The organism is Aeromonas sp. 604443 (genome assembly GCF_049170315.1).
GTDB classification, from domain to species: domain Bacteria; phylum Pseudomonadota; class Gammaproteobacteria; order Enterobacterales; family Aeromonadaceae; genus Aeromonas; species Aeromonas veronii_A.
In genome coordinates this window covers 1-26,062 of sequence record NZ_JAAKMI010000003.1, presented here as the reverse complement: position 1 = coordinate 26,062, position 26,062 = coordinate 1, and the positions used below count along the sequence as shown (strand labels likewise).

Below are 26,062 nucleotides of genomic sequence, written 5' to 3'. Positions count from 1 at the left end.
TGAACTTTAGACGAGAAAGCAGAGGGATAACGGGGTCCCATCGATTAAGGTGCCAGATCCCACTCCAGATAGGCCGGATTGGCGACAAAGCCGATCCGCTCATAGAGAGGGCGCCCCTGCTCGCTGGCATGGAGCCACACCTTGCCCAGCTGACGCGCGCTGGCAAAGGCCGTTATGGCATCGAGCAGCGCCGTGGCGATCCCCTGCTGGCGCCATTGTGGCCGCGTATACATGTTGAGCAGATACCCCTCCATCCCCGCCAGATTGCCGGGATAGGGCGGCCGTTCAAATAATGCCAGCGTCCCTGCCGCCACGATCTGTTTGCCGCCCTCTTGCGTATCGGCCTCAGCCAGCCAGGATAAAGCACTCTCTTCACTCATCGCCCGGGTAAAGTAGTCAAGGGTGGCATGCCACAAGGCCGGGTCTGCCTGCGGCGTCACCAGCTCACCGACCTCACAAAACAGCTCCATGCGCAGCGCCACCAGTGCTGGTATATCTGCGGCCCTTGCCTGACGAATGATCATTGGCTGCTCCTTTTCTCTCATGGGAAATTTCGCCGGCCGTCATTATGACAAAGAGCGCCTTGTGGCGCTCTTTGTCATTGGGAAAATCACTGATAAATCAATGGTTGCGACGTGTCAGCCAATAATCCAGGCTCAGCACACCGCCGCCCCAGATGATCAGGGTCAGCAGCATCCAGCCCCACAGCTGGTGATCGTAAAAGCCACCCGCCCAGAGGGTCGGGTAGGAGATCACCGCCATGATATTGAAGCCAAACAGCAGCAAGGCGGCCGGGCGAGTAAAAAGCCCCGCCAGCAGGAAAAGCGGCAGCAGCAGCTCGGTCGCCGTACCCAGATAGGCAGCCCACAACCAGGGCAACAGGGGAACCTGATACTCGGATTCAAACAGATAGAGGGTTGAATCCCACGCCGTCAATTTGAGCCAGCCTGAGGTGACAAAGACCGACGCGACCCACAGCCGCGCCAGCAACAGCACACCGGCACTGCTCCAGCGCGGCAAATCACCACTCGAGCTGGCCAGCGCCAGCCATTTGTTTGCCATCATGGCATTACCTCCATATCCACCAGCAGACCAAGGGTTATCAGGCGAGTGAGATGTTCACTAGCCGCAGGGTCGGCCGCCAGCAGATCGACCAGCGCCGTACCAGCGAGACATCCCTGTAGCAGCGCCCACTCACCCGCCGTCAGGGGCAAGGGCGCAACCCGGCAATCCGGCTGTTTCTTCAATGCCAGCCAGACGGGGGCATCAAGCACCTCCACCGCTTCACCACAGTGCAGCGCCATCTGCCACAGGGCCAGCACCGGATAATCGCTGGCAACCAGCAGCAGATCCGTGGCTGGCAACAGCCGCAGCCGCTCCCATTGTTGCGGCGATAATGCGGCCAGACGCTCGGCTGGCCAGCAGCGTGATTCCAGCGGCAGCAGACTGGCACGCTCAAGCTGCCATTCGAACTGCGCCAGCGCCTCCAGCCAGGGCAGCCAGGTTGTAGTTGGCAAGCGGGCCAACCATTGGCCAAATCCGGCGCCATAGTGCATGACGCTCCCTTCCCTGAGCGGATCGGCCAATACGAAGCCACGGGCCGCCGCTGCAAAAAAGTCATCCCCGACCATAGCCTTGACGGCGGGATAACTGCTCGCCAGCACCTCGCCAAGGCTCAGGATGAAGTGGTTGCGATAGACCTGCAGCACAGATTCGGCAGAAAAGAGCCGGGAGCTGATGTGAGGGGAAATGGCGTCAGGCGCTCCCAGCAGACCATCGGCAAAGTGCTGTTGCAGCTGTGCCAGTTCAGCCATGGGCCACCTCCCGTGGTGCACTCATGGCACGCGCCTCATCCAGAATGGCGCCGGCCTGCGCCGCCTCTGCCAGCAAGACCGGCAGCGGCGGGATCTCGAGGTCCCACTCAATCAGGGTGGGAATGGCCTGCTTGCGGCAGATCTGGCGATAGAGTTCCCAGACCGGCTCCACCACAGGGGCGCTGTGGGTATCGATATAGAGGGAGCCTTCCGGCAGCTGCTTCTCGGTATAACCGGCCAGATGGATCTCCCCGACGGTGGCGAGATCGATCTCCGCCAGATACTCATCGCAAGAGAAACCGTGATTGAAGGCACTGACATAGAGATTGTTGAGGTCGAGCAGGATGCCGCACTCGCTGCGCTGCTGCAGCTCGGCCAGAAATTCCCACTCGCTCATCTCCCCGGGCAGTTGCAGATAGGAGGAGGGATTTTCAATCAACATGCGGCAACCCAGGGTCTGTTGTACCTGCTGGATCTTGTCGCTCATGTTGCGCAGGGAGGCTCGGGTATAGGGCACCGGCAGCAGATCGTTGAAGTAACGCCCACCAATGCTGCCCCAGCTGAGATGTTCGGAGATCCGTACCGGTTTGATCGCCGCAGCCAGTGTCGACAACTGCTGCAGATGGTGCGGATCGAGCGGGTCTGCAGAACCGAGGGACATGCCAACGCCGTGAAGACTGACGGGGTAGTGCTGCGCCAGTTCGGCGAGCACCTGAAAACCGTGACTGTGCCGTTCGAAGTAATTTTCACTATGCACCTCCAGCCAACCGACTGCCGGCAGGGTTTGCCGGATCTCATCGTAATGGGGAGTGCGTAATCCGATACCAATCAAAGGGTTCATCGCAAGACTCGCTTTCGCCAATCAGAGAAGATGCAGGGGGCGACCCATTGGCCATCCCCTGCCCGATGTCTCTTACTTGGGTTGCAGCGAACCGCCGACCAGCTTCTCGCACAGCCCTTTGGGCATCACCACAAAGGCATCACCCTGAGCATCTTCCTTGGCAGTACCGGCGCAGGAGCTGCTCTTGGTCGCACAGTCATTTTTGCTGGCCTTGACCACGCCGTAGCACTTCTCCTTTTCATCGGCAGCCATTGCTGGTGCCGCGATAAACTGGGCGCCCAGCGCCAGCAGACCGGTCATGGCGGAGGCGATAGCAGTGCTTTTTTTAACATTCATGTTCATGTTCCTTTTGATGTCGTTGGATGTTGCTGATATCCCCGATTTGTCGCAACCGGGTACCTGCAATAGAACCGGCAAACGGGATATTCCCTTTCAAAAAAACACAAAAAGAGTTAAAAAACCCAAAGGCAAATATTCAATCAATTGATTTTAAACAGCTATTTCATCATTGAAAATGTCTCGACGACCACCCATTAATGAACGGGAAAAGTGCCATATGGTGCTTTCATCCCGTTAATCTTCTTCACTGCTTCCATCAAAAGAGATGCGTCAGACATAAAAAAGCCCCGCCAACAGGCAGGGCTGGATGCAACTTGCAAGAAACAAACAACAAACAAATGGGGACCAGGAGTTGCGGCAAGCAGATAAAAAAAGAGACAGCTTTGGCTGTCTCTTTTTGCACATGGTGCGAATGGGGTTTAGTAGAAGATCCGCTCGCCACGCTCGCTCATTTTGAGCCACACCGGTTTGGTGCTGGTTTTGTTCCAGATCCGGTGCAGATAGCTGTAGAAGCGGGCACGATCGCTGCGAAACAGCATCACGGGGAAAGCCAGAATGCCCACCAGCAATACATAAATGCGACGAAGAATAATCTGAGTCAGGGAAAAGGGATGAAACATGATGTAACTCCTTACTGGTAAGACCACTGAGCAAAGATTACCCCACTCCATGTAGGATTACTACATCACCAACGCATTTTTTTTATAAAAAATGGTGAAAAACGGGAAATACTGAAAACGGGTTACGTCATTAACCAACAGTTAACAAACTTGCGAAAATCGTGCGCTTTGCCACAGTTATCAGGGGAAAAACATGCAGTAGGGAGACACGCATGAAACTGCCGGAAGTGGCACTGCTGGTGCTGATGGTTGCCCTGACACGAGCACAACTGGAGGAGTGGCAACTGAATCGGGAAGATGCCATCGTGCTGGCCGAACGGGGCGTGCCCACCGTCAGCCTGTGGCAATGCGGCACACTGAAGCAACGGATTGCGGATCTCAACCAGCACAGTGCCGAGGTGCAGTTTCAATATCGGGGGCAAAACATGGCGGATGTGAGCCACTATCTCGAGCGCGAGTGGAAACAGGCTGGCTGCGAACAGTTACTGGTACAGCAAGGATACTGACCAAAGCTCAGACTCGAAGAGTGATGATTGAGATAAACAGAGAAAATATGGAGGCACGTTCCGGAGTCGAACCGGACTAAACGGATTTGCAATCCGCTGCATAACCGCTTTGCTAACGCGCCATGCTGACAAGACTGATTGTCTTGAAAGTGAGTTCCATCGTTGGTGCGATGGAAAATTGGAGCGGGAAACGAGACTCGAACTCGCGACCCCGACCTTGGCAAGGTCGTGCTCTACCAACTGAGCTATTCCCGCGTTACTGCTTTCGTGCCAGTTGCCTGACAACGAGGCGCATTATACGTACCACGAGCGCCAGCACAACCCCTTTTTCGCAATTTAAGCCCTGATGCAGACTGTTTGCTCAGGGTTTAAACGCCTTGCTGCATTTTTCTCCAGCCAGCTGTGACCCACCAAGCGAATTTGGGATAAAGTCGTTGAAATGATTACGCTTTCGTTCGAGACTTGAGCGGCTTAATAACCGGATTCTCAATTGAAAATCACAAGATGAAAGGGATCTTCACGCTTCGTGGGCTCAGGCCGCAGTTAATGCTGGCTTTTTTCATGTTGGGCATGGTGCCCTTTTTGGTCATCACCCTCTTCTTCCTATACAGCCACGGCAAGGATCTCACCACCCAGACCTCCAACCATCTGGTCTCCGTTCGTAATATCAAGAAGAGTCAGCTCGAGGATTACTTCAACAACCTCAAAGAGCAGATCATCAACTTCTCCCAGCAGGATTTTGCCGGCAACAGTATCGGCCGTTTCTATGGCTTTACCGGCGCCTTCGAGAAGTTGGGCACCACACCGCAGGAGGCCCGCAGCCGTGCTCAGGCCCGCTATCTGCCAGGCTCCTGGGATCAACTGCGCAAACCGGACAGTCAGGTGGAGATCGAACCCTCCATCACGGCGCTTATCCTCGCCGACGAGATGTATGGCCGGGTGCACCAGCGCTTTCATCGCGGCTATGCCGACATGGTGCGCAAGTCCAACTACAGCGACATCTTTCTGGTGGACCTCAACGGTGATGTGGTCTATTCGGTCACCAAGCACCCTAACTTTGCCACCAATCTGCTCTCCGGCCCCTATCAGGGCAGTGGCTTGGGCCAGACCTTTGCCAAGATCAAACGCCGCCTTGATGGCGGCCAGAAGCCGCAGCAGATCTTCGAATTCACCGATTTTGGCCGCAACGAGCTGACCGGGCAGGTGGTCGCCTACATGGCCGCCCCCGTGATGCAGTACGACTATGTGCGCGGTGTGGTGATTTTCGAGCTGCTGCCGGACAAGCTCAACCAGATCATGGCGGAGCGGGAGGGGCTGGGCGAGACCGGCGAGACCATCCTGATCGGCCCTGACAAGCGGATGCGCGCCGATGCCTGGCTGGCACCGGAGTTCAGCGTAGAGAACAGCTTCAGCCCCAACTTCCGTCCACTGCAAACGCCCCTCATCACCAAGACGCTCTCCGGCGAGCAGGGGGTCGGGCTGTTCCACTCCTATCAGGATGACGAGGTGCTGGCCGCCTACACCCAGGTGAAGGTGTTCGATACCGAGTGGGCCTTTATCGCCGAGATCTCCACCCGGGAAGCCTATGCCCCGATCCGCCAGCTGGAAACTCTGGTAATTGTGCTGGGGGCGGGCTCGGTACTACTGCTGATCCTCTTCTCCCGCTGGCTCTCCCACTCCATCACGGCGCCGCTGCGCTCCCTGACCGAAGCGGCCGAGCAGGTGGCCGACGGCGCGCTGGATCACCCCATCGCCATCGAGCGCACCGGCGATGATATCGACCGGCTGGCCGAGGCGTTTCGCCATATGCAGCGCTCGGTGAAGGACAAGATCGAACTGATCGAACAGCAGACCCAGGAGCTGCAACAGCAGGTCAAGCTGACCCACAAGCAGAACCTCAGCCTGCAGCAAGCGGACAAGCTCAAGGATGAACTGCTGGCCAACACCTCCCACGAGCTGCGTACCCCCATTCACGGCATCAAGGGGATGGCCGAGTCGATGCTCGCCAGCCAGCAGGATTTGACCGAAGGGCAGCAAAAGCAGCTCGGCCTCATCATCAAGAGTGCAGACGGCTTGGCCCGTCTGGTTGACGATCTGCTGGACTACCACCAGATGCGCTACGGCCAGCTGGAGATCCACTCCCAGCCAGTCTCATCCAAGGGGGTTATCCGGCTGGTGCTGGACCTCTGCCAGCATCTGGTGCAGGCCAAACCCCTCACCCTGGTGGATATCAGCCCGGCCGAACTGCCGCCGGTACTGGCCGATGAGCAGCGGCTCGAACAGGTGCTCTACAACCTGGTGGGCAACGCCATCAAGTACACGCCGCAGGGCAAGGTGGTGCTCAGTGCCATCGTCGAGAACAACTTCCTGCGCATCAAGGTCACGGATACCGGCATCGGCATCGCCCCCGACCATCTGGAACATATCTTCGAGCCGCTGGTGCAGATGAGCCCGGAGGTAAGCAAGCAGGGGGCCGGCCTTGGCCTCTCCATCACCCGCCAGCTGGTGCACCTGATGGGGGGCGAGCTGTTTGTCGAGAGCGAGCCGAGCGTTGGCTCTACCTTCGCCTTTACCCTGCCCCTTGCCACCGGCAAAGCGGCCAATCTGACTCTCGACAGCCGCCAGATCGAGCATCAGCTGGTGCGCCAGCAACCGCTGATCCTGCCTGACTGGGAGAGCGACGATCTGCCCCCTCCCCCCGAGGATGCGCCGCTCATTCTGGTGGTGGATGACGAGCCCATCAACCTGCACATCCTGCGCCATCTGTTGCAACCCTGCGGCTACCGCATCCTGCCCAGCAGTGACGGCCACGATGCGCTGGCCAAGCTGGCCGAGGAGCAGGTGGACCTCATCCTGCTCGATGTGATGATGCCGACCCTTTCAGGTTTTGACGTCTGCCGTCGCCTGCGCCAGCAACACCCGAAAGATATGCTGCCGGTGCTGCTGCTCACCGCCCTCAACCAGCCCAAGGATATCGAGGAGGGCTTCGGGGCCGGTGCCAACGACTATCTGGTCAAACCCTTCTGCAAGGAAGAGCTGTTTGCCCGGGTCAAGGCACTGCTGGAAGCCAAGGCCGGACGCGCCTCGCTGGTGGAAAACCGACTATTGAAGCAGGAGATCGAGCACCGCCTCACCCTGCAGGATCGGCTACATCAGGATCAGCAGCGGCTGCTGGCCCTGCTCGGCGAAGGGGCCGATCCCATGATCTTTATCGACGAGCAGGGCACAGTGCTGTTTGCCTCCCGGGTGCTGGCGCGCCTGCTGGGACAGGAGCCGGAAGCCATGGAGGGGCAGCCCCTCAATGAGTGGCTCGCCACCCCGCTGCAACAGCAGTGGCCCGACCTTGCCAGCGAGCGGGAACACAATCTGGAGTTTCTGGTGGCCGGGCAGAAGGACGTGCTCAACGCCCGTGCCCTGCCCATCGCGCTCGGGGGACAGGCCGCTTTCGCCCTCACTCTGAGTACCGAGCTGCGTCAGGATGAGAACCGGGTAATGGCGCTGGAGAACGCCCTCAAGAACCTCTCGCGGCAAGCCATCATCGAAGATGAACAGCTGCTGGGCGAGCTGAGCCGCCTGGGTGGCGAGTTCCGTTCGCTGGCCGACGACCTTATTCGCCAGCAGGATGACGAGCCGCTGCGCCGGGCGCTGGTAGAGACCATGCAGCTCACCCTGGATGCCTGGCAGCAGGGGACCGGCAAGGGCAAAATCGTGCTGGCGGAGAAGAGCAAGCTGTGGCGGGTCTATATGGACAGATCCAGCCCGCAGACCCGTACCCTCGACAAATACCTGAGTCTGGACACCCTGCCCAAGTCGCCACGCTGGAAGACGGTGGTGGCCACCACCGAGTATGTGCTGGGCCACTGCCCGCTCAATGACCACCAGCGCCAGCAGTTGCAGCACAGCGCCCAGACCCTGCGTCAACTCGCCAACCGCAAGCCGTGACACGGCGCCCTAAACGGGCGCCGGATCACAATTGGCAATCTGGTTTCTTTTTGCGCAAAACAAAGCCCCGTACAACCCCGAAACCGAGAGCAGATCCAATTCACAAATTTGTCATATACGCCATTTTCACAGCCACTTCCTACGCGAGAGCAAATAACGCAAACCAATGATTTTAAACAGATAAAAAAGCATTTTGACGAGATTGACGTAACACCGTCAATTTTTACGAAAACAACGAAATCAATAGTTGTTGTTTTCCTGTTAATTCTGGTTTGCTTAGGGCGTTGGAAAACAGAACGACAAAGGTTAGACACCTGACCAACACAGAGGGCCGATTTCATCAGCATGCGAAACCGGTGCTCACACAAAACAAGGCGAACCCTCGGGAATGCCAAAAAATAAGAAAGGAAAACATATGCTTGCCAAAGTATCCAAAATCTCTACCGCTGTAATGCTGGGAACCATGATGCTTGCCGGTGCCGCCGGTAACGCCATGGCCGCAGAAAACAAAACCGTGCTGACCATGGTCGCACAGCAGGAAACCGCCTGGGTCAAGAACTTCAACCCCTTCCTGCAAGCGGGCTTGCTGCACACAACCCGTCACTTCATCTATGAGCCGCTGGTGATCTTCAACGATATGCAAGGGGGCAAACCCGTCTATCGTCTGGCCACCAACTATGCGTTCAGCGATGACCTGAAATCCGTCACCTTCGATCTGCGTGACGGCGTGAAGTGGTCTGACGGCGAAGCCTTTGATGCCGATGACATCATCTTCTCCTTCAATCTGGTCAAGGCCAACAAGGCGCTGGATGAGCGCTCTATCTGGACCCAGATCAAGAGCGTCGAGAAGCTGGCCCCCAACAAGGTCAAATTCGACCTGACCGAGGTCAACACCAACGTGGTGAACGATCTGGTGTTGGTACCTATCGTGCCGGAGCATCAGTGGAAATCGGTGAAAGATCCGGTTGCCTTCACCAACGACAAGCCGGTTGGTACTGGCCCCTTCACCGAAGTGGACAACTTCTCTGCCCAGCTCTATACCCAGTGCCGCAACCCGCACTACTGGGATAACGCCAACCTCGCTATCGACTGTCTGCGTATGCCGCAGATGGCCACCAACGACCAGGTGCTGGCAGCTGTCATGAAAGGTGACATCGACTGGTTCGGCTCCTTCGTACCGGATATCGAGCGCCTCTACGTCGGCAACGATCCGAAGAACAACAAATACTGGTTCCCGGCCTCCGGTACCGTGGCGTTCAACGTCAACTTCCAGACCAAAAACCCGGGCAATAACGAAGCCTTCAACGATATCAACTTCCGCCGGGCCTTCTCCATGGCGATGGACCGCCAGTCCATGGTGGATATCGCGGGCTACGGCTACCCCACCGTCAACGAGTACCCGTCAGGTCTGGGCAAAGCCTTTGACTCCTGGAACAACCCGGAAGTGGACAAGAAGTACGGCAAGTACAACAAGTTCGACCTGGAAGGGGCCAAGGCCCTGCTGAAAGAGGCAGGCTACAAGGATTGTGACGGCGACAAGTTCCTCGACACTCCGAGCTGCAAAAAGATCGAGTTCAAGGTACTGGTACCGAACGGCTGGACCGACTGGGTCAACACAGTTCAGATTGGTGTAGAAGGGCTGCAGGCGCTGGGCCTGAACGCCAAGACCGCCACCCCGGAAGCGACCGTCTGGACCGAGAACCTGATCACCGGTGACTTCGATGTCGCCCTGCAGGGTTACTTTGCCGGTGCCAACCCGCACAAGTACTTCGAGACCGCGTTCCACTCCCGCAACATGGGCGACCGTGGCAACCGCTTCGCCGCGCCCCGTTACAAGGATCCCGAGCTCGACAAGCTGATCGATGACTTCACCCAGACCGCCGATGCGGCCAAGCAGAAGGAGATCATGTTCGCCATCCAGGATCGTGTTGGTGCCAACCAGACCATCATTCCGGTCTTCAACAACCCGACCTGGTATGAGTACAGCACCAAGCGCTTCAACGGCTGGTTCAGTGCTGATAACCCGGTAGCCAAACCTCAGCTCCACCCGGACACCCCTGAGCGTCTGCTGCACGTGTTGTCCCTCAAGCCAAACAGCTAAACAATCCCGGCCCCCTGCGGGGGGCCATCTTCCCCGTTAATCCCCTTCTTGCCCGGCACCGCCGGGGTTGGGGTAGCTATACCCGACGCGGGGCAGACTTGCAGTAAAAGGTACTATCATGGGATTCATACTGAGACGCTTTTCCTTCTATCTGGTTGCCTTTCTGGTAGCCGCCACCATCAACTTCCTGTTACCCCGTGCCATGCCAGGGGATCCTGTCTCCGTGATGTTTGCCCGCGCTGGCGCCATGATGGAACCCGCCGCCCTGGAAGCCCTCAAAGCCACCTTCGGCTTTGTCGACGGCCCCATCGGCACCCAGTTTCTCACCTATGTGAAGAGTGTCTTCACCTGGGATCTCGGCACCTCGGTGCGCTTCTACCCACAGCAGGTCTCTGACGTGCTGGGCCGTGCCATCGGCTGGACCCTGTTTCTGGTCGGCACCTCCACCATCCTGAGTTTCTCCCTCGGTTCCATAGTCGGCATCTTCGCCGCCTGGTATCGCGGCGGCCGGATGGACAGCATTCTCTCCCCGCTCACCCTGGTGATGCAGGCCATTCCGCCGGTGGTGGTCTCCCTGCTCGCCCTGTTCCTGTTCGGGGTCAGCCTCGAGTGGCTGCCCATCGGCTACGCCTACAGCCCGGAGATCAAGGCTGACTGGGGCTGGGAGCACATCAAGAGCATCATGACCCACGCCATCATGCCGGTGCTGACTCTGGCCGTGGTGCAGGTGGGGGGCTTTCTCATCACCATGCGCAACAACATGATCAACCTGCTGGGCGAGGATTACATCACCATGGCCAAGGCCAAGGGGCTCTCCAGCAACCGGGTGATCTTCAACTACGGCGCCCGCAACGCCATTCTGCCCAGCGTCACCGCCCTCTCCATGGCGCTCGGTTTCGTTATCGGTGGATCTCTCATCACCGAGGTTATCTTCAACTATCCCGGCCTGGGCCTGACCCTCTATCAGGGCATTCTGGCCCGCGACTACCCGCTCATTCAGGGGCAGCTGCTCATCATGACCATCACCATGCTCAGCTTCAACTTCCTGGCCGACGTGCTCTACGTTTTCCTGGATCCCCGTCTGCGTACAGGAGGCAAATAAGATGCGTATGCCGACCATGCTCAAAATTCTGTTACCGGACAACAAGATGCGTATGCCCACAATCCTCAAAATCCTGCTGGGCAACAAGAAGGCTGCCTGTGGCCTCGCCATCGTGGTTGCCTTCGTACTGATGGCCCTCTTTGCCCCCATTCTGGCCAGCAACGAGCCGACCAAACGGGTGGCTCGCCCGCACCAGCCGCCCAGTGCCGAGTTCGTGATGGGTTCCACCCGCATGGGCCACGACATCTGGGCCCAGTTCACCAACGGCGCCCGTATTTCGCTGCTGGTGGGCTTCAGCGCAGGCCTGCTGGTTTGCACCCTGGCCGTCGCCATCGGCATCACCGCCGGTTACTTCGGTGGTCTGGTGGACGAGTGCCTCACCTTCCTGATGAACGTGGTGCTGGTGATACCCAACCTCCCCTTGCTACTGGTGCTGGCGAGCTTTATCGGGGAGGCGTCACCGGCGGTGATTGCCGTGATAATAGGGTTGACCTCGTGGGCCTATGGCGCGCGGGTCATCCGGGCCCAGACCCTGGCGCTGCGCGAGAAGGAGTTCGTCATCGCCGCCGAAGTGCTGGGGGAGCCGGCCTGGCGCATCATTCTGGTGGAGATCCTGCCCAACCTCATCTCCATCATCGGGGTGAGCTTTATCGGTTCCATCATCTACGCCATCGTCACCGAAGCGACCCTGGAGTTCCTGGGGCTTGGCGACCCGACCGTGGTGAGCTGGGGCATCATGCTCTACAACGCCCAGACCTCCAGCGCCATTCTGGTCGGCGCCTGGTGGGAGATCCTGGCTCCCTGCTTTGCCATCGCCACCCTGGGTGCCGGTCTGGCTCTGCTCAACTTCGCCATCGACGAGATTGCCAACCCGCAGCTGCGCTCCCACAAAGGGTTGAGCCGCTGGAAGAAACTTGCCACCCCGGTCGCAACACCACTCTCTGCCGCACAGGAGAAGACAGCATGAACAAGCATCCCCTGCTGTCAGTACGCAATCTTTGCGTTGACTACATCACCGAAAATGGCGACGTGCGCGCCGTCAACTCGGTGAGCTTCGATATCAGACAGGGCGAGATCTTCGGTCTCGCTGGTGAGTCGGGCTGCGGCAAATCCACCGTCGCCTTCTCGGTGGCCCGGCTGCACAAGCCGCCCGCCTACATCAGCGGCGGCGAGATCCTGTTCAAGGGGGAGAACATCCTCCACTACAACGACGAGCGGCTGCGCTCCTACCGCTGGCAACAGGTGTCGGTGGTGTTCCAGTCCGCCATGAACGCCCTGAACCCTGTGCTGCGGATGGAGGAGCAGTTCTGCGACGTGCTGCTGGCCCACAACCCCGGCATGACCCGTTACGAGGCGATCAAGCGCGCGCAGGAGTTGCTCACCATCGTCGATATCCACCCGAGCCGGCTCAAGGATTACCCGCACCAGTTCTCCGGCGGCATGCGCCAGCGGCTGGTGATTGCCATCGCCATGGCGCTCAACCCCGAGCTGCTCATCATGGATGAGCCGACCACGGCGCTCGATGTGGTGGTGCAGCGGGAGATCCTGCAGAAGGTCTATGCCCTGAAAGAGAAGTTCAACTTCTCCATCCTGTTCATCACCCACGACCTCTCCCTGATGGTGGAGTTCTGCGATCGCATCGGCATCATGTATGCCGGTGAACTGGTGGAGGTGGCTCCTTCCAAGGCGATCCTGACCGCGCCGCTGCACCCCTATACCAGAGGGCTCGGCAACTCCTTCCCGCCCCTGCACGGGCCGAAGAAGGTGCTGGAGGGGATCCCGGGCACACCACTCAACCTGCTGGAGGTGCCGGTCGGCTGCCGCTTTCAGGCCCGCTGCGGCAAGGTGCACGATCGCTGCCGTCAGGAGTACACCAGATTGGCCGAGATCCGCCCCGGGCAACAGACCGCCTGCCACCTCTATGAAGAGCAGGGGCTGCAACAAGATTCCGTGATCTATCTGGACAAGGCCGCTGGCTGTTAAGGATGTCTGTCATGCAAATCGCCAAAACCGATGCACCCATCATCGAAGTCCAGCACCTCTACAAGGACTTCCCCATCAACTCCAATGCCATCAAGAGTGGCAAGATGCGGGCGCTCTCCGACATCACCTTCAACCTGCACCGGGGCCGCGCCCTGGCGGTGGTCGGGGAGTCGGGCTCCGGCAAGAGCACCATCGCCAAGATCATCGCCAAGATGTACAAGCTCAGTGCCGGGCGCATTCTCTATCGCGGCCACGATCTGGAGGAGTTCAACAAGGGCACCGCCCTGCTGGACTATCGCCAGAGCGTGCAGATGGTGTGGCAAGATCCGTTCGGTTCGCTCAACCCGACCCACACCATCTATCACCACATCGCCCGCCCCCTGCTGCTGCACAGCAAGGTGATCGACAAGAAAGAGCTGCCCGACATGGTCTACGCCCTGCTGGAGAAGGTCGGCCTGACTCCTGCCAAGGCGACCGCGGCCAAGTATCCGCACCAGCTCTCCGGCGGCCAGCGCCAGCGGGTCAACATCGCCCGCAATCTGGCGGTGGAGGCGGAAGTGGTGCTGGCGGACGAACCCACCTCCATGCTCGACGTCTCCATTCGCATCGGCATCCTCAACTTGATGGAGCAGATGAAGAACGAGCTCGGCGTCTCCATGCTCTACATCACCCACGACATCGCCACCGCCCGCTATGTGGCGGAAGATCTGGCAGTCATGTATGTGGGACACATGGTGGAGTGGGGCGAGGTGGATGAGATCCTGCACCACCCGCAGCACCCCTACACCCAGCTGCTCATCTCGGCTGTGCCCGACCCCGAGAAGAGTATCCACGCCGAGCTGGAGGGGGGCCGCAAGGGGGAGATCCCGCTCTGGACGCCGGAATCCTGCGGTTGCCCCTTTGCCGGGCGCTGCAATCAGGCGATGCCCCGCTGCAAGGAGGCGCTGCCCCCCATCACCAGGCTTGCCGACAACCACTTCGTGCGCTGCTATCTCTACGAGTGAAGGTGAGACTTAGATCGGCCGGACAACCCTGTCCGGCCATGCCTCGATACGGGGCGGCCACAGCCCCGTGATGTGCCTCACCGCCCGGCGGTGAACCACAGGAGTAATACCTTGATGGAACTCTTGATCAATCAGGTGGGCTACGAGTGCGACGGACACAAGATCGCCCTGTTGCAAACCTCCCCCGCCCCTGATCTCGGCGGCTATGTCAGGCTGCAACGCCTCGATGATGGCCAGATCCTGTTTGAAACCCCGCTGCAACCGGCTGGCAGCGTCCCAGGCTGGCAAGGCCGCGCTTACTGGCGTGCCGACTTCTCCGCCTTCAAGGAGCCCGGCGACTATCGGCTGGAGGCGATCACTGCCCAAGGCATTGTCCGCTCGACCCGCTTTGCCATCGGCCAGGATCTGCTGGCCAGCCGCTGCCTCTCCGATGTCATCCACTACTTCAAGGGGCAGCGCGCCAGCGGCACCTTCGATCGGGCCGACCGCAACGCCCGCCTGTTTGGCACCGACCAGCACAAAGATGTTCACGGCGGCTGGTTCGATGCCAGCGGCGACATGAGCAAGTACCTGAGCCACCTCTCCTACGCCAACTACCTCAACCCCCAGCAGACCCCCATGGTGGTGTGGGCTCTGCTCAAGTGCCGGGAACTGCTGGCCCCGCGCCGCGATATCGACGGGGTGAACCTCCGCAAGCGGCTCAATGACGAGGCGCTGCACGGCGCCGATTTCCTCTGCCGGATGCAGGATGAGTCGGGCTTCTTCTACATGACCCTGTTCGACAAGTGGAGCAAGGACCCGGAGCAGCGCGAGCTATGCGCCTATGCCACCCAGCAGGGGCTCAAGTCCGCCAACTGGCAGGCAGGTTTTCGCCAAGGGGGCGGCATGGCCATCGCCGCGCTGGCCCGCGCCGCCCGCGAGAGCGTCAGCGGCGACTTCGATGCCAGCCGCTACGCCGAGGCCGCCAAACGCGGCTACCTGCATCTGCGTGAACACAACCTCTCCTATCTGGATGACGGGGTCGAGAACATCATCGACGACTACTGCGCCCTGCTGGCAGCGGTAGAGCTGACCGGCACCTTCGGCGCCGAGTGGCTGAATGAGGCGAGAGCTCGCGCCAGCAAGCTTTGCGCCCGCCAGCGCCCTCATCCTGAGCTGGGCCACTACTGGTCGGCCAACGAGGATGGCTCGCGCCCCTACTACCACGCCGCTGAGGCGGGTCTGCCGGTGCTGGCGCTGCTGGAATATCTGGGCGTAGAGCCGGATCAGGAATACAAGGCTAGGGTACAAACCGTGGTGGAGCAGGCGCTGGCCGCCGAGCTGGCGCTCTGCGCACGGGCGGGCAACCCCTTCTCCCTCGCCCGCCAATATGTCAAAGGGGTGGATGAAGCGCCGCACGTCAGCTTCTTTATGCCCCACAACAACGAATCCGGTTACTGGTGGCAGGGGGAGAACGCCCGCTTGGCCTCGCTGGCGACCATGGCCTTTGCTGGCGCCCGCCACTTCCCCCGCCAGAGCCAGCCGCTCATCACTTACGGTCAGCGCCAACTCGACTGGATCCTCGGGCAAAACCCCTTCAACGCCTGCATGCTGGCGGGCCACGGCATCAACAACCCCGCCTATACCGCCGGGTATCCCAATGCGCAGGGAGGTATCTGCAACGGCATCACCTCAGGGTTTGATGACGAAAATGAGGTGGCCTTTATTCCGGAGGAGTACAAGGATCGGCTGGATCAGAACTGGCGCTGGGGCGAGCAGTGGATCCCCCACGCCGCCTGGTTTGCCCTTGCCATCAGCTGGCAGAGTGCACTGGGTGATCGGAATGAGCAGGGGGGTCGCCATGATTGAGATGTACAGGAATCGGCACGATCATAACTGGCACAGGGAAGAACAGCGGATCCTCCATGCAGTCCGGTTTGCCCTGGCCATCAGCTGGCAGAGTGCTCTGAGTGATCGAAATGAGCAGGGAGGTCGCCATGATTGAGTTCTGGGTCGGCGTCGATGGCGGGGGCACCCACACCCGCGCCCGCATTCGGGATCGGGCCGGCAAGCTGCTCGGAGAGGGGCGCGCTGCTGGCTCCAATCTGGAGCTGGGCATCCCTCACGCTCATGCCAATGTGCTGGCCGCCATCGCCAGCGCCCGCCTTACGGCTGGACTGGGCATAGAGTGCGAACAACAGATGGGGGTCGGGCTGGCGCTCGCCTCCGCCGAGCTGGCCGACTGCTATCACGCCCTGCTCGAGATGCCCTTCCCCTTTGCCAGCGTCAGGCTCACCTCCGATGCCTTCGGTGCCTGCCTCGGCGCCTTTGGCGGCCGTGAGGGGGCCATTCTGATCGCAGGTACCGGCTCGGTGGGGCTGGTCTATCAGGAGGGGCAGATCCGCACCTGCTCCGGCCGCGGCTTCCCCATTTCAGACATAGGCAGCGGCGCCTGGCTGGGGCTGCGCGCCATCCAGCAATCCCTGCTCTGCCACGATGGCATTCTGCCCCCCAGCACCCTCGCCATCCGCTTGATGGATCGCTTCAAGCGGGATCAGGCCGAGGTGGTTCGCTGGGCCGCCCGCGCCATTCCGGCGGACTATGGCCACTTTGCCCCCTGGGTATTCGATGCCGCCAGCGATGGCGACGAGCTCGCCAATCAGCTGCTGGACGAAACCTGCGAACAGCTGCGGATCCTGCTGGAGGGAATGACCCAGCTCGGTGCCAGACAGATCGCCCTGCTGGGGGGTATTGGTACCCGCCTCGCTCCCCGTCTCGGCCAGCTCAACCTGATCCCCCCCCAGGCAGATGCGCTCGATGGCGCCATCCTGTTTGCCCAATCAGAGGATTTTCCATGTCTACACCCCTGATCCACACCCAGGTCGCCCGACGTGACGGCGAGGATGTCTGGTTCACCTTCACCCTATCCCGCATGCCGGATACCCGGTGGAAGCTGCACTTCTGTCTGGCTCGCCATATCGACCCCGACTCCTTGCAAGGGGGCGAGCTGGAGCGCCAAAGCGGCAGCTACAAGGTGATTGTCCCGAACGCTGACAGCTGCGAGCTGCGCTTTTGCTGCCGCCAGACGCCCATCAAGAAGCTCTCCGACATGCCGCAGGGCTTTTTCCTCAGCTTGCCAGAGGCGACCACGGGTGCCCAGCTGCTGCCGGTGACGCTGGCGGCGCAGGATCTCGGACTGGAGAACCCGCCGGTAACCCGCCCCGACCTGCCGGATGTCGAGCCCCTGCCCGGAATCGTGCCACAACCGGCCCATCTGGTACTGCTGGAGGGGAACTTCCGGCTGGCCGAGCGGGCTCATGTCAGCGCCCCCCGCGATGTACCGAAATTGCTGGCCCACTTCAACGAGCTGACGTCGCTGGCGCTGGAGCAGGATCACGACGCTGAAATCCGGCTAACCGAGGCCAAACTGGCCCCCGAAGCCTACCAACTCACCATCACGCCGCAGGAGGTAGTGATTGCCGCCGCCGACGAACCGGGCTGGCGTCATGGGCTGGTCACGCTGGCCCAGTGGTATCTGCAACATGGCGAGAGCATGCCCTGCGTCACGCTGGAGGATGCCCCGCGCTTTGGCTTTCGCGGCATTTTTCTCGACTGCGCCCGCCACTTCCACACCCCGGCCACCATCAAGCGCCTGCTCAAGCTGATGAGCCTCTACAAGTTCAACCGCTTCCACTGGCATCTGACCGATGACGAGGGGTGGCGACTCGAGATCAAGGCCTTCCCGGAGCTGACCGACGTGGGAGCTTGGCGCGGCCACGATCTGGCGATCGGCCCCCAGCTCAGCGGCGGCGCCGAACCCTATGGCGGTTACTACACCCAGAGCGAGGTGAAGGAGCTGGTGAGCTATGCCGGTGAGCTCGGCATCACCGTCATTCCCGAGATCGACATCCCGGGCCACTGCCACGCCGCCATCAAGGCGCTGCCCGAGCTGCTGATCGAAACGGCGGATCACTCCCGCTACCGCTCGGTCCAGCATTTCGATGACAACGTGCTCAACCCCGCCCTGCCTGGCACCTACCGCTTTCTGGAGGCAGTGCTGGACGAGGTATGCGAGCTCTTTCCCGGCCCGCAGATCCACATGGGGGGTGACGAGGTGCCGACCGGGGTCTGGACCGACAGCCCCGCCTGCCAGCAGCTGATGGTCGATCAGGGCTACGCCGACTGCCGCGAGCTGCAGGGCCATCTGCTGCGCCACTGCCAGCGCTATCTGGCCGCCAGAGGCAAACAGATGATCGGCTGGGAGGAGATCCTGCATGGCGACAAGGTGAGCCGCAAAGCGGCCATCTGTGCCTGGACCAGCTTTCAGGCGGGGTTGGATGCTGCCGCAGCCGGTTATCCTGTGGTGATGGCGCCCGCCCAGTTCCTCTATCTGGATCTCGCCTGGAGCGCCGATATTCATGAACCCGGCCTCTACTGGGCGGGGACCCTCAATCTGGAGCAGATCTACTCGTGTGACCCTGCCCCAGCCGATTTCCATGCCAACGATAACATCCTCGGGGTGCTGAGCCCCTTGTGGTCAGAATTGATCACCAGCCGTGATCGTCTCGACTACATGTTGTTCCCGCGTATGCTGGCCACGGCCGAGGTGGCCTGGAGCGATCCCGCCCACAAGGGCTGGGAGCACTTCGCCGCCCGCCTGCCGGGTCAGCTGCAGATCCTCGATCAGTTGCAGGTGCGCTACCGGATGCCACAGAGGTAATGTTGTCTCTACTTTGGCGGCCAATTGGCCGCCTTTTTTACGATTAACCAACAAAACATCAACTTCCCCCTACCATTCATCCGCCATTATTGGCAAAATCCAGCCCCCAATGAAGCTGGTCTGCCTCCTGCTGGCGCGAGCCTGCGGCCACCTCCAGATCTGCCACAATAACAACGACAACATTATCAACAAGAACATCGGAGCGTATTCCTATGGCCCGCAGAGACGTCCATACCCTGGACAGCGAAGTGGAGTTTCCTGCCGACGTACAACTGGTCTCCACCACTGACCTGCGCGGGGTGATCACCTACGCCAACCCGGCCTTTTGCACCATCGCCGGCTATAGCGCCGACGAGCTGGTCGGTCACAACCACAATCTGGTACGCCACCCCGACATGCCCAAGGCCGCCTTCGCCGATCTCTGGGCCCGCCTCAAGGAGGGCAAACCCTGGCGCGGCATCGTCAAGAATCGCTGCAAGGATGGTCGTTACTACTGGGTAGATGCCTATGTGACCCCCATCTATGAAGGCAACAGGATCAGCGGCTACCAGTCGGTACGCTGCAAGCCCGAGCCCCAATTCAAGCGCATCGCCGCTCAGACCTACCAAGCCCTGCTCAAGGCCGAGCGCGGCAACAGCAGCAACCTTCCCTCTCTTGCCAGAGTGCGCACCCCGGCCATTACCCTGCTTCTGCTCGGCCTGATGGGCTGGGCCTTCGCCAGCCAAGGGGCCATGACCGTCCTGCTGATGCTGCTGCCCCTGTTGCTTCTTGGCGGAGCCTACTGGCGCGAGCTCTTTGCCCTGCCCCACTATCTACGGCAGCTGGGCCGCGAATATGACAGTCTGACCCGGCTGGTCTACTCCGGTGACAACCCCGGCGCCATTGCCGATTTTCATATCAAGATGCTGCAGGCCCGCATCCGAACCGTGTTGGGGAGGATCAACGATGCCACGGCACCTCTGCAAACCCTGGCCATCAATTTGAAGCAGGCCTCTCATCAGGCCTGTCTCGATATCAACGAGCAAGATGCCCAGACCCAGCAGATGGCTACGGCTATGACTCAGATGGCCAACACAGCTCACGAGATCGCCCGCAACATTCAGGACTCCAACGGTCAGGTCAACGAAGCTCGCAATCGTTGTGAACAAACCAACCAGCAGTTGAACCAGACAGAGCAACAGATCGAACAGCTTGCCAAACAGGCAGAGCTGGCGTTCAACTCGGCGGTAGAGCTCGCCAGCGAATCCGAACGGATTGGCAGTGTCATGGGCGAGATCCAGGGCATCGCCGAGCAGACTAACCTGCTGGCCCTCAACGCGGCCATCGAAGCCGCTCGCGCCGGGGAGCAGGGCCGTGGTTTTGCGGTGGTCGCAGACGAGGTGCGAACTCTATCGACCCGCACCCACAAGGCGACCGAGCAGATCCAGGTCAGCATCAAGCAGATCCAGCACACTCTGGGACGCTGGAAGGGGATGATGCAGGAGAACCTGCAACAGACCCGCGCATGTGCCGAGATGACCCGCCAGGGCGCCAGCAGCCTCCATACCGTGCTGGCAGAGATAGAGCTGGTCACCGAACACTCCACCCAGATCGCCACCGCTGCAGAGCAACAACAAGCTGTAGTGGAGGAGATCAGCCGCAGCATCCACCAGATCTCCGAGTACTCCCACGCCAACAGTCAGAAGATGCTGGATGTCGATCACTCCAGTCAGGCTCTGCTGGAACGGGCCAAGCAACTGAAGGGGCTTAGCCAGACCTTCGGCTGAATGATTGCCAGCCCCATGACAGAAGCGCCACAATGGCGCTTCTGTTGTTTTTGACGAATCGGGTCTATGAGCATTGAACCAAGTCCATCCCCATTGAACAAAACGGCCCGTATCGAAGCTATCATCGCCCTGATCCCGGCAGGCCGGGTAGTCAGCTATGGTCAGGTGGCCGATCTGGCGGGGCTGCCCGGACGGGCAAGACTGGTAGGCAAGGTGCTGCGGGAAACCGACAAGGTACTGCCGTGGCATCGGGTGCTGGGCGCTGCGGGCACTATCTCGTTACCGAAAGGATCGCCAGGCTTTGCCGAACAGACGGGACGCCTGCAGCAGGAGGGGGTCGTGGTGATCGGGGGGCGGGTCAGAATGAAGGAGTGGCAATGGCAGCCCGATCTGGCCGAGCTGCTTTTTCTACTGCCGTTTTGAGGGGGTCACAGCCGGATCACTCCAGCGGCGCCAGGATCTCGTCGCTGCGCACCTGCACCGGTATGGTCTCATCCGCGCGCTGCAGCAGCACCAGCAGACTCTGCCGGTCAACCTCCAGCACATAGGCCGCCCCTTCCCGAGTCATGCAGCTCATGCCCGGCCGGATCTCGTTAATCTCCATCTCAACCTCCTTGTCTACTTCGCGATTGATGACAGCTGCACTCCTTGCAGCTGTCTCAGTATACCGCTATCCATAAGCAAAGAGGCCCCGTGTCGGGGCCTCTTTTCATCAGGCTTTTTTAGCCTTTGGCAAACTCTCTTGCCAGGTACCGTTGTCGTAGTGAGCGGTCCAACCGGTCGCCTTGCCGTTGACCTCGCTCATCACGTACTGCTCCTTGGTCTTGCGACTGAAGCGCACGATGGCGGGATTGCCGTCTGGATCGGTGAGCGGGGCACCGGCCAGATACTTGTGCTTGGCGGAGATGCGATCCTTGAAGCGCTTGAGCTCTTCCACCAGCGGCGCGCGGGTCTCGCGGGATTTGGGGAAGTTGCTGGCCGCCAGGAACAGACCGGCAGCCCCGTCACGCAGCACAAAGTGAGCATCGGACTGGGTACACTTGAGCTCCGGCAGCGGCACCGGATCCTCCTTCGGCGGCGCGATGTCGCCGTTTTTCAGGATCTTGCGGGTGTTCTTGCAGGTCTCGTTGGTACAACCCATGTACTTGCCGAAACGGCCGTTCTTGAGCTGCATCTCGGCTCCGCAACGGTCGCACTCGATGCTCGGCCCTTCGTAGCCCTTGAGCTTGAACTGGCCCTTCTCGATCTCGTAGCCATCGCAATCCGGGTTGCGACCACAGACGTGCAGCTTGCGGCTGTCATCGATGATGTAGGCATCCATCGCAGTGCCACAGACACCGCAGCGGTGCTTGGCGCGCAGCGCTTCGGTTTCCGCCTCTTCGCCGTCAGTGGCGGAGACAAATTCGTCGGCAGAGACCAGGTTGATGGTCTTCTTGCAGCGCTCTTTCGGCGGCAAGGCATAGCCGGAACAGCCGAGGAACACGCCGGTGGTGGCAGTACGAATCCCCATCTTGCGGCCGCAATCCGGGCAGTCGATGTCGGTCATCACCATCTGGTTGGCACGCATGCCGCCCTCTTCGGGCGCCTTGTCAGCCTTCTCCAGCTCCTGGGTAAACTCGGCGTAGAAGGCGTCCAGTACCTTCTTCCACTCTAGGCTCCCTTCGGCGATGCCATCGAGCTTGTCTTCCATCTTGGCGGTGAACTCGTAGTTCATCAGCTCGACGAAGTTCTCCACCAGACGATCGGTGACGATCTCACCCATCTTCTCGGCGAAGAAACGGCGGCTCTCGACCCGCACATAACCACGATCAACGATGGTGGAGATGATGGAGGCGTAGGTAGAGGGACGGCCGATGCCGCGTTTTTCCAGCTCGCGCACCAGCGCAGCTTCGGTGAAACGGGCAGGCGGCTTGGTAAAGTGCTGGCGCGGATCCAGCTTGACCAGTTTCAGCACCTCGCCCACGGTGACCGCAGGCAGCTGGCTATCTTCACCCTTGCGACCCATCGGCGGCAGCGCCTTGGTCCAACCGGCAAAGCGCAGGGTACGACCACGGGCCTTGAGCTCGAACTCACCCGCCTTGACGGTCAGGGTGGAGGAGTCGTACTGAGCCGGGGTCATCTGGCAAGCAACAAACTGACGCCAGATGAGATCGTAAAGACGCATGGCATCCGGCTCCATCCCTTCCAGCATCTCGGCTGTCACCTGTACGTTGGAGGGACGGATCGCCTCGTGCGCTTCCTGGGCATTGGCCTTGGCACCATACAGATTCGGCTCGGCTGGCAGATAGGCAGCGCCATACTGCTCTCCGATATATTCACGCACCGCTTCAACCGCCTCTTTGCTGAGGTTGGTGGAGTCGGTTCGCATATAGGTGATGTAACCCGCTTCATAGAGACGCTGGGCCATCATCATGGTCTTCTTGACCCCAAAGCTCAGACGGGTAGAGGCCGCCTGCTGCAGGGTGGAGGTGATAAACGGCGCGGACGGTTTGGAGCCGGTCGGCTTGTCTTCCCGGTTAACGATCTTGTAGTCGACCCCTTCCAGGGCTGCGACAGCGGCAAAGGTCTCGGCCTGGGTCACCGGCTTGAAGTCGGCACCATTGCGGCTGACCACTTCCATCCGCAGATCGCTCTTGTCAGCGGTCAGCAGGTCGGCATTGAGATCCCAGAACTCGACCGGTACGAACGCCTTGATTTCGCGCTCTTTATCGACGATGAGACGCACCGCAACGGACTGCACTCGACCGGCGGAGAGACCGCGGGCCAGCTTTTTCCACAGCAGCGGGGAGACCATGTAACCCACCACGCGGTCGAGGAAACGACGGGCCTGCTGGGCATTGACGCGGTCAATATTGAGTTCGGACGGCTGGGCAAACGCCTCCTTGATGGCGCTCTTGGTGATCTCGTTGAACACCACGCGCTTGTAGCGGCTGTCGTCGCCACCGATGATCTCGCGCAGGTGCCAGGCGATCGCTTCCCCTTCTCTATCCAAGTCGGTTGCGAGATAGATGGTGTCGGCTTTCTCGGCCAGACTTTGCAACTCGCTGACCACCTTCTCCTTGCCGGGCAAAATCTGGTAGTTAGCCTGCCAGCCAGCGGTCGGATTGATACCCATCCGGGCAAACAGGGCCTTGCGATCCTTGGCAGCCTTCTCGGATTCACTCAACTTGATGCCGCGAATGACAGGTTTCTTGGGCTCGGTGCTGGCGCTGCCGCTGGTGGGCAGATCGCGAACATGACCAACGCTGGATTTCACCACGTAGTCCTTGCCCAGATATTTGTTGATCGTCTTGGCCTTGGCCGGAGACTCCACTATGACCAGTGATTTGCCCATGCTGTAACTATTATCCTCATTGCACCCGACGGGGTTGGTGTGCGGTTTTGTGGGGCTGTATAAGAGATTTGGCGCGAAAAAGCAATCTTGTGAGCAAATTTGCCTGACCAGCCCGAACCACACGGCTTCTTTTATTGCTTCTTTATTTATTAATGCGAAGGCAACAGGCCGGACGCAACCGCTTTTTCAATTTTCTGCCATACCGCCCCTCTTTTTATATCTGAAACGACATAAAAACGTCTGCTGGTTACCGGCTTGTTACAAAAACATAAAATCTCTTTATAATGGCCCAACCCCGACGCATTGCGCGCGGAAGGAACCGCTACCCATCATAAAAATCGAAAGGATGTACTCAATGAAGCACTTCGAGGTCAATTTCGACGGTCTGGTCGGCCCGACTCATAACTATGCTGGCCTCTCCTACGGCAACGTTGCCTCCCAGAGCAATGCCCAGGAGGCTTCCAATCCGAAAGAGGCCGCCAAACAGGGGCTGCGCAAGATGAAGGCGCTGACCGAGCTTGGCATGACCCAGGGGGTACTGGCGCCACAAGAGCGTCCCGACCTCGCCACCCTGCGCCGCCTCGGCTTCACCGGCAACGATGCCAGGGTGCTGGAGCAGGCCGCCAAACAGGCTCCCGCCATACTGGCTGCCTGCTATTCGGCCTCCAGCATGTGGACCGCCAACGCCGCCACCGTCTCTCCCAGTGCCGATACCCAGGATGGCCGCATTCACTTCACCCCCGCCAACCTGACCAACAAGTTTCACCGCTCCCTGGAGCCGGACGTTACAGGCCGTATCCTGCGCGCCGTGTTCAACAATGATCGCCACTTCAGCCACCACCTCCATCTACCGGAAAATGACCACTTCGGCGACGAGGGGGCAGCTAACCATACCCGCCTCTGCCGCGCCTATGGCGAGGCGGGTGTCGAGCTGTTCGTCTATGGCCGCAGTGCCTTTGACTACTCCCGCCCGGCGCCGAAGCGCTATCCGGCCCGCCAGACTCTGGAGGCAAGCCAAGCCATCGCCCGCCTGCATGGCCTTGGCGAGGAGAGCGTGGTGTTTATTCAGCAAAACCCGGAGGTGATCGATCAGGGGGTATTCCATAACGACGTGATCGCGGTGGGCAACCAGAACGTGCTCTTCTTCCACCAACAAGCGTTCCTCAACACCGAAGCGGTGCTGACCGAGATCAGCGACAAGTTTGGCGAGGGGGATTTGCACTTTATCGAAGTGCCGACTGCCGAGGTATCCGTGCTGGATGCGGTGAAATCCTACCTGTTCAACACCCAGATCCTCACCCTGCCGAGCGGCGAGATGGCCATTATCGCCCCCACCGAGTGCCGCGATAATCCGGCGGTGTCGGCCTATCTTGGCAAGCTGCTGACGCAGGAGACCCCGATCAAAGCAGTCCACTATATGGATGTGAAACAGAGCATGCGCAATGGTGGCGGCCCCGCCTGCCTGCGACTGCGGGTTGCCATGAACGATCAGGAACTCGCCGCGGTCAATCCGGCTTGCCTCATCAACGACAGCCAGTTTGCCCGCCTCGATGGCTGGGTCGATCGCCACTACCGCGACCGCCTGACCCTCGATGACCTGCGGGACCCGGCACTGGTGCAAGAGTCCCGCAGCGCGCTGGACGAGCTGACCCAGATCCTGAAACTGGGTTCGGTCTACCCGTTCCAGCGCTAGATGTGATGCCCGAGAAGACCGCCGACGCTGGCGGTCTTCTGCTATTTCCCTTCTCTTCAGCGCGATCGCCAACTTGCACGGATGCTGTTTTGTGCAGAAAAGCAGCGCACAACTTGCTGATAAGCTTGAATTTTGAGCTGGGTGTATCAAAAAATCGACGAACAGTCATTTTTTACTGCCAGATGCCTCATCAAGGGGTTCACAAAGCCTCTGGATCTGATAGTATGCGCCTCGCACTTGGGGAGGGGTTCCCGAGCGGCCAAAGGGATCAGACTGTAAATCTGACGGCTCTGCCTTCGAAGGTTCGAATCCTTCTCC

General features: G+C 59.9%; 21 protein-coding genes and 2 tRNA genes. 13 read left to right on the top strand and 10 right to left on the bottom strand.

Annotated features, from left to right (window positions below; all coding sequences use genetic code 11):
* Positions 1–44: 44 nt before the first annotated feature.
* The 6 genes from G5380_RS05725 to G5380_RS05700 all read right to left on the bottom strand — a co-directional run bounded on the left by G5380_RS05725 (position 45) and on the right by G5380_RS05700 (position 3,614).
* A complete protein-coding gene (locus G5380_RS05725; RefSeq protein ID WP_421352500.1) occupies positions 45–524 on the bottom strand; it encodes a GNAT family N-acetyltransferase in 480 nt (159 codons plus the stop codon).
* Positions 525–621: 97 nt separating this feature from the next.
* On the bottom strand, positions 622–1,065 hold the full coding sequence (locus G5380_RS05720) for a DoxX family protein (protein WP_257124548.1): 444 nt from the start codon (positions 1,063–1,065) through the stop codon (positions 622–624).
* The gene (locus G5380_RS05715) at positions 1,062–1,814 is read right to left on the bottom strand and encodes a putative DNA-binding domain-containing protein (protein ID WP_421352499.1); all 753 of its coding nucleotides are present in this window, start codon (positions 1,812–1,814) and stop codon (positions 1,062–1,064) included. Before G5380_RS05715 ends, G5380_RS05720 begins: the two co-directional genes overlap by 4 nt.
* Positions 1,807–2,655: a DUF692 domain-containing protein gene (locus tag G5380_RS05710; protein WP_421352498.1), complete on the bottom strand. Its 849-nt coding sequence runs from the start codon at positions 2,653–2,655 to the stop codon at positions 1,807–1,809. The genes G5380_RS05715 and G5380_RS05710 overlap by 8 nt, the downstream gene beginning before the upstream one ends.
* 72 nt (positions 2,656–2,727) lie before the next feature.
* Positions 2,728–2,991 (bottom strand): DUF2282 domain-containing protein, encoded by a 264-nt coding sequence (locus tag G5380_RS05705; protein WP_005334862.1) that lies wholly within the window; start codon positions 2,989–2,991, stop codon positions 2,728–2,730.
* Positions 2,992–3,413: 422 nt separating this feature from the next.
* Positions 3,414–3,614 (bottom strand): YbfA family protein, encoded by a 201-nt coding sequence (locus G5380_RS05700; protein WP_005334863.1) that lies wholly within the window; start codon positions 3,612–3,614, stop codon positions 3,414–3,416.
* A gap of 212 nt (positions 3,615–3,826) precedes the next feature.
* Here G5380_RS05700 and G5380_RS05695 point away from each other — a divergent pair, with 212 nt between their 5' ends.
* Positions 3,827–4,120 (top strand): hypothetical protein, encoded by a 294-nt coding sequence (locus tag G5380_RS05695; protein WP_005347702.1) that lies wholly within the window; start codon positions 3,827–3,829, stop codon positions 4,118–4,120.
* Between the two features lie 48 nt (positions 4,121–4,168).
* On the opposite strand, the gene G5380_RS05690 is transcribed toward G5380_RS05695, so the two are convergent.
* Both G5380_RS05690 and G5380_RS05685 read right to left on the bottom strand, forming a co-directional pair.
* Positions 4,169–4,242, bottom strand: a tRNA-Cys gene (locus tag G5380_RS05690).
* A gap of 57 nt (positions 4,243–4,299) precedes the next feature.
* Positions 4,300–4,375: transfer RNA gene (locus G5380_RS05685), tRNA-Gly, on the bottom strand.
* Between the two features lie 249 nt (positions 4,376–4,624).
* Here G5380_RS05685 and G5380_RS05680 point away from each other — a divergent pair.
* The 11 genes from G5380_RS05680 (at position 4,625) to G5380_RS05630 (ending at position 21,140) form a co-directional block, all read left to right on the top strand.
* Positions 4,625–8,062, top strand: a complete 3,438-nt coding sequence (locus G5380_RS05680) for an ATP-binding protein (protein WP_421352497.1) — start codon at positions 4,625–4,627, stop codon at positions 8,060–8,062.
* Positions 8,063–8,477: 415 nt separating this feature from the next.
* Complete coding sequence (locus tag G5380_RS05675) at positions 8,478–10,163, top strand: ABC transporter substrate-binding protein (protein ID WP_005362139.1); 1,686 nt, start codon at positions 8,478–8,480, stop codon at positions 10,161–10,163.
* A gap of 118 nt (positions 10,164–10,281) precedes the next feature.
* Positions 10,282–11,265 carry an ABC transporter permease gene (locus G5380_RS05670; protein WP_005334871.1) on the top strand — a complete coding sequence of 328 codons (984 nt, stop codon included), beginning with the start codon at positions 10,282–10,284 and terminating at the stop codon, positions 11,263–11,265.
* A 46-nt stretch (positions 11,266–11,311) separates the two neighbouring features.
* Positions 11,312–12,232: an ABC transporter permease gene (locus G5380_RS05665; RefSeq protein WP_005353820.1), complete on the top strand. Its 921-nt coding sequence runs from the start codon at positions 11,312–11,314 to the stop codon at positions 12,230–12,232.
* A complete protein-coding gene (locus G5380_RS05660; protein WP_005334876.1) occupies positions 12,229–13,248 on the top strand; it encodes an ABC transporter ATP-binding protein in 1,020 nt (339 codons plus the stop codon). Before G5380_RS05665 ends, G5380_RS05660 begins: the two co-directional genes overlap by 4 nt.
* 11 nt (positions 13,249–13,259) lie before the next feature.
* Complete coding sequence (locus G5380_RS05655; protein WP_139410701.1) at positions 13,260–14,252, top strand: ABC transporter ATP-binding protein; 993 nt, start codon at positions 13,260–13,262, stop codon at positions 14,250–14,252.
* 114 nt (positions 14,253–14,366) lie between these two features.
* Positions 14,367–16,100: a glycoside hydrolase family 9 protein gene (locus tag G5380_RS05650; protein ID WP_421352496.1), complete on the top strand. Its 1,734-nt coding sequence runs from the start codon at positions 14,367–14,369 to the stop codon at positions 16,098–16,100.
* Positions 16,101–16,228: 128 nt separating this feature from the next.
* Positions 16,229–17,101 carry a BadF/BadG/BcrA/BcrD ATPase family protein gene (locus G5380_RS05645; RefSeq protein ID WP_164536303.1) on the top strand — a complete coding sequence of 291 codons (873 nt, stop codon included), beginning with the start codon at positions 16,229–16,231 and terminating at the stop codon, positions 17,099–17,101.
* Positions 17,086–18,951, top strand: coding sequence for a beta-N-acetylhexosaminidase (locus tag G5380_RS05640; RefSeq protein WP_164536302.1), 1,866 nt, complete (start codon positions 17,086–17,088; stop codon positions 18,949–18,951). Before G5380_RS05645 ends, G5380_RS05640 begins: the two co-directional genes overlap by 16 nt.
* Positions 18,952–19,163: 212 nt before the next feature.
* A complete protein-coding gene (locus G5380_RS05635) occupies positions 19,164–20,717 on the top strand; it encodes a methyl-accepting chemotaxis protein (protein WP_421210232.1) in 1,554 nt (517 codons plus the stop codon).
* Between the two features lie 66 nt (positions 20,718–20,783).
* The gene (locus G5380_RS05630) at positions 20,784–21,140 is read left to right on the top strand and encodes an MGMT family protein (protein WP_019446729.1); all 357 of its coding nucleotides are present in this window, start codon (positions 20,784–20,786) and stop codon (positions 21,138–21,140) included.
* 16 nt (positions 21,141–21,156) lie between these two features.
* On the opposite strand, the gene G5380_RS05625 is transcribed toward G5380_RS05630, so the two are convergent.
* Positions 21,157–21,321, bottom strand: a complete 165-nt coding sequence (locus G5380_RS05625; RefSeq protein WP_005334891.1) for a hypothetical protein — start codon at positions 21,319–21,321, stop codon at positions 21,157–21,159.
* Positions 21,322–21,429: 108 nt separating this feature from the next.
* Positions 21,430–24,051 carry a type I DNA topoisomerase gene (gene topA / locus G5380_RS05620; RefSeq protein ID WP_421205502.1) on the bottom strand — a complete coding sequence of 874 codons (2,622 nt, stop codon included), beginning with the start codon at positions 24,049–24,051 and terminating at the stop codon, positions 21,430–21,432.
* 355 nt (positions 24,052–24,406) lie between these two features.
* Here topA and astB point away from each other — a divergent pair, with 355 nt between their 5' ends.
* A complete protein-coding gene (gene astB, locus G5380_RS05615; protein ID WP_421352495.1) occupies positions 24,407–25,744 on the top strand; it encodes an N-succinylarginine dihydrolase in 1,338 nt (445 codons plus the stop codon).
* Positions 25,745–26,062 lie beyond the last annotated feature (318 nt).

Excerpts from the sequence above, each read along its gene's own strand:
- G5380_RS05725 (WP_421352500.1), bottom strand. The coding sequence starts at position 524 with ATGATCATTCGTCAGGCAAGGGCCGCAGATATACCAGCACTGGTGGCG.
- G5380_RS05720 (WP_257124548.1), bottom strand. The coding sequence starts at position 1,065 with ATGATGGCAAACAAATGGCTGGCGCTGGCCAGCTCGAGTGGTGATTTG.
- G5380_RS05715 (WP_421352499.1), bottom strand. The coding sequence starts at position 1,814 with ATGGCTGAACTGGCACAGCTGCAACAGCACTTTGCCGATGGTCTGCTG.
- G5380_RS05710 (WP_421352498.1), bottom strand. The coding sequence starts at position 2,655 with ATGAACCCTTTGATTGGTATCGGATTACGCACTCCCCATTACGATGAG.
- G5380_RS05705 (WP_005334862.1), bottom strand. The coding sequence starts at position 2,991 with ATGAATGTTAAAAAAAGCACTGCTATCGCCTCCGCCATGACCGGTCTG.
- G5380_RS05700 (WP_005334863.1), bottom strand. The coding sequence starts at position 3,614 with ATGTTTCATCCCTTTTCCCTGACTCAGATTATTCTTCGTCGCATTTAT.
- G5380_RS05695 (WP_005347702.1), top strand. The coding sequence starts at position 3,827 with ATGAAACTGCCGGAAGTGGCACTGCTGGTGCTGATGGTTGCCCTGACA.
- G5380_RS05680 (WP_421352497.1), top strand. The coding sequence starts at position 4,625 with ATGAAAGGGATCTTCACGCTTCGTGGGCTCAGGCCGCAGTTAATGCTG.
- G5380_RS05675 (WP_005362139.1), top strand. The coding sequence starts at position 8,478 with ATGCTTGCCAAAGTATCCAAAATCTCTACCGCTGTAATGCTGGGAACC.
- G5380_RS05670 (WP_005334871.1), top strand. The coding sequence starts at position 10,282 with ATGGGATTCATACTGAGACGCTTTTCCTTCTATCTGGTTGCCTTTCTG.
- G5380_RS05665 (WP_005353820.1), top strand. The coding sequence starts at position 11,312 with ATGCGTATGCCCACAATCCTCAAAATCCTGCTGGGCAACAAGAAGGCT.
- G5380_RS05660 (WP_005334876.1), top strand. The coding sequence starts at position 12,229 with ATGAACAAGCATCCCCTGCTGTCAGTACGCAATCTTTGCGTTGACTAC.
- G5380_RS05655 (WP_139410701.1), top strand. The coding sequence starts at position 13,260 with ATGCAAATCGCCAAAACCGATGCACCCATCATCGAAGTCCAGCACCTC.
- G5380_RS05650 (WP_421352496.1), top strand. The coding sequence starts at position 14,367 with ATGGAACTCTTGATCAATCAGGTGGGCTACGAGTGCGACGGACACAAG.
- G5380_RS05645 (WP_164536303.1), top strand. The coding sequence starts at position 16,229 with ATGATTGAGTTCTGGGTCGGCGTCGATGGCGGGGGCACCCACACCCGC.
- G5380_RS05640 (WP_164536302.1), top strand. The coding sequence starts at position 17,086 with ATGTCTACACCCCTGATCCACACCCAGGTCGCCCGACGTGACGGCGAG.
- G5380_RS05635 (WP_421210232.1), top strand. The coding sequence starts at position 19,164 with ATGGCCCGCAGAGACGTCCATACCCTGGACAGCGAAGTGGAGTTTCCT.
- G5380_RS05630 (WP_019446729.1), top strand. The coding sequence starts at position 20,784 with ATGAGCATTGAACCAAGTCCATCCCCATTGAACAAAACGGCCCGTATC.
- G5380_RS05625 (WP_005334891.1), bottom strand. The coding sequence starts at position 21,321 with ATGGAGATTAACGAGATCCGGCCGGGCATGAGCTGCATGACTCGGGAA.
- topA (WP_421205502.1), bottom strand. The coding sequence starts at position 24,051 with ATGGGCAAATCACTGGTCATAGTGGAGTCTCCGGCCAAGGCCAAGACG.
- astB (WP_421352495.1), top strand. The coding sequence starts at position 24,407 with ATGAAGCACTTCGAGGTCAATTTCGACGGTCTGGTCGGCCCGACTCAT.